1 protein-coding gene is annotated in these 521 nt (G+C 40.3%); it reads left to right on the top strand.

Going from position 1 to position 521, the window contains the following annotated elements; genetic code table 11:
• On the top strand, positions 1-521 hold a 521-nt coding region (locus BP861_RS14230; RefSeq protein WP_292376643.1), incomplete at both ends, for a disaggregatase related repeat-containing protein.

The raw sequence follows: 521 nt of genomic DNA, 5'->3' as shown, positions 1-521 counted from the left end.
AATGAGAGTGATAACTATATCGCCTTCTACAGTGCTGACTGTGGAAACACGAGCCAGGCACCAAAGCTCAACATTACTAAAAGGGTAGCTATAAACGCAACTGTTACTGGCGCAAAAGACAACCGTCTTCGTGAAACATCTCCTGAGGGCATCTTTTCGGATGCATTATTTATCGATGTAGGAGGATTGAGTAATGTCGGAAGGTATAGGGATGTTATATCATTTAACTTGAGTGAATTCACCAGTAACACAGAGGTAAACAGTGCAACTCTGTCCCTTTTCTGGTATTATCCTTCCAGCACACGCCCAAATAATACTGTTATTGAAGTTTACAGACCTGTTTCTTGGAATCCTGATTATGTTAGCTGGAATAAAAAGGATAAAGATATTTCTTGGAATAACGCCGGAGGAGATTGGTATGATAAAAATGGTGTTCTCCAGGGCAATACTCCATATGCTACACTAACCCTGAAGGCTGATGATCTTCCAGATAACAGATACTATGAGCTTAATGTAACTGA

The sequence above is a fragment of the Methanosarcina sp. UBA411 genome (assembly GCF_002495725.1).
Classification (GTDB): domain Archaea; phylum Halobacteriota; class Methanosarcinia; order Methanosarcinales; family Methanosarcinaceae; genus Methanosarcina.
Note: the sequence above shows the minus strand (reverse complement) of the source record. Positions and strands in the feature narration are given on the sequence as shown.